At 26.6% G+C, this 2,309-nt stretch carries 5 protein-coding genes; all 5 read left to right on the plus strand.

The window, feature by feature from the left end; genetic code table 11:
* Window positions 1–290 (plus strand): hypothetical protein (locus HZY83_RS01355; RefSeq protein WP_179942303.1); only part of this gene is annotated, 290 nt, incomplete at its 5' end.
* 325 nt (window positions 291–615) lie between these two features.
* A complete protein-coding gene (locus HZY83_RS08325; protein ID WP_255460132.1) occupies window positions 616–738 on the plus strand; it encodes a hypothetical protein in 123 nt (40 codons plus the stop codon).
* A gap of 135 nt (window positions 739–873) precedes the next feature.
* Entirely contained in the window at window positions 874–1,275 is a 402-nt protein-coding gene (locus HZY83_RS01360; RefSeq protein ID WP_370520025.1) for a M23 family metallopeptidase, read from the plus strand.
* 24 nt (window positions 1,276–1,299) lie between these two features.
* On the plus strand, window positions 1,300–1,719 hold the full coding sequence (locus tag HZY83_RS01365) for a phage tail tip lysozyme (RefSeq protein WP_179942304.1): 420 nt from the start codon (window positions 1,300–1,302) through the stop codon (window positions 1,717–1,719).
* Between the two features lie 2 nt (window positions 1,720–1,721).
* Window positions 1,722–2,309 (plus strand): hypothetical protein (locus HZY83_RS01370; protein WP_218925295.1); only part of this gene is annotated, 588 nt, incomplete at its 3' end.

Raw genomic sequence — 2,309 nt, forward strand, 5'->3', positions numbered from 1 at the left:
ATAAAAATGATTTACCATATAAAAACAATATAGATTATAATTCAAGGACACCACAAAATAATTTTAATAATGAAATAAAAGATAATACAAATCCTTATAAAATAAGGAATACTCAATATAGAAATACTGGCCATAGTGGTAGAGTAGTATATAATACACCAGACTATATTAAAAAACAAATAGAAGAAGAAATATATTCAGGACAAATTAATGAACAAAATATTACTGAAGAAAGTATTCAGATAAAACAAGAATATGAAGAATTACTAAAAGAAAAAGGTTTATTGTAGGAATAAAAATTATATATGAATTAAGAAAGGAGAAAGAACTAACAAAAAGTTAGTTCTATATTAATATATGGAAAATGTCTTAACTTTAATATTTTTTATACAATTTATAATTTTATATTTATTAGGTTGTTATAGATTTGAAAGAAAATACAATAAAAACATACCACGTTTTCCAATAAAAAAAGGTAAATATACAGAAGAAGAAATAAGATATTTTATAACAAATACAATTTTAATAATTACATTAGTAGCGTTTATTGAGATTGAGATATATTTTTTCTTTTTAAAATAAAGTATATATAAGGATATAAGGATATAAGAAAATATGAATAAAATAGTAAAAAGAAGTATAGCCATAGGTTGCTTACCAATGATTTTATTATTTTTATTCTTTCCCATAATATTAATATTCGCTGTTAGTTCAAGCAGTAGTAATGGTAATGATTGAGGCAGTGAGATAATCAATGCCGGTGGGCAGATATTCGCAGAAGATTATATAATACTTCAAGAATTTGGCTTTACTGCTTGGGCTAAAGGTGCAGGTGCAGGGTTATATGCAGGTACAGGTGTAGGTCATACTGGAATAGATGTACAACCCGTTAACTTTAGAGATTTTAACGTTGAAGATGTAGGGGTATATTCTGTATCGGACGGAATTGTCGAAAGTGTAGGATATACGGATATCGGGGGTAATTATGTACACGTAAGAATGAGTATAGACAAGGTAGCTTATTATGGACATTTAAAAAATGCAACTGTTACAAAAGGTCAAGAAATAAAAAAAGGCGAAAAATTAGGACACTTAGGTAATAGTGGTGCAACCAATGTATATCACGTACATTTTGAAGTACAAACAAATTACCCTAATTTAGCTACAGAAGATAGTTCAATATACTTAGGTTCTCTAAAATTAAGAAGTGGTGATGTAGTAAGAATAGGGGATAAAACACAAAGTAATATCGATATTAAAAGTGGTAAAGGTTGAGTTACTAACGCTATTGATAGCGAATTGTCAGGAAGTGACAATATAGAAAAAGCTTGGAATTTCTACAAAAAACAAGGATTTTCGGACGAAGCCATTGCTGGAATATTAGGAAACTTTATGCACGAAAGTGGAATGAATCCAGACATTAACGAGATAGGTAATAATATAGGATATGGACTTGCACAGTGGAGTTATGAGCGACGTACAAATTTAGAAAACTGGGCGAGAGAAAATAACCTTGATGTAAGGACATTAACTGCACAATTAAACTTCTCAATGCACGAAATGAACAGTATGAATTGGGTTGAAAGTTATAAAAATATAAAAGATATATATCAAGCAACAGATACATTCCATAATGAATATGAGAAAGCAGGCATAATCAATATGGCAAGTAGGTATCAAAAGGCAGAGGCAATCTACAAAAAATATAAAGGTAAGTGATTATGAAAAAATTTATAAAAAAGAATAAAACAACAATAATATTATTAATAGTTTTAATAATATTAATTATATTTACGATATTTAACTATTCAAATAAAAAAGAAGAAATTAAACAAGAAGAAAAAACAGAAGTAATTAATACAGAAAATATAAAACAAAAAACAGATGATGACAAATTTAGATTAGAATTTTTACATTATAAAACAATAAATGATAGAGATAATAAAAAAATAATGTTAGTATTTGCGAAAAGTGTCAATGATTACTTTTCAAACTACGATTTTTATATTATCTTAAACAACAAAAAAGAAAAATTAGATGTATTTCAAAATAATGAACATATGGCAGTATTAACGGCTGATTTATATGTCGATGATAATTTCAAAGTTTATCTACAGAGTAAAGACAACAAAGATGATACAAGAGAATATAATATAGATATACATAACGCTAAAAAGTATGATTTAACAAAAATCACAAAAGAAAAATATCAGGATCATGAGAAGTTAGAACATAATATAATAAGCGTAAAAGGTGCTATTAAAATTTTAGAAAAAAATATCGAAGAAACAGAAGAAACATTGAAATAT

Source organism: Gemella sp. GH3, assembly GCF_013415425.1.
Classification (GTDB): Bacteria; Bacillota; Bacilli; order Staphylococcales; family Gemellaceae; genus Gemelliphila.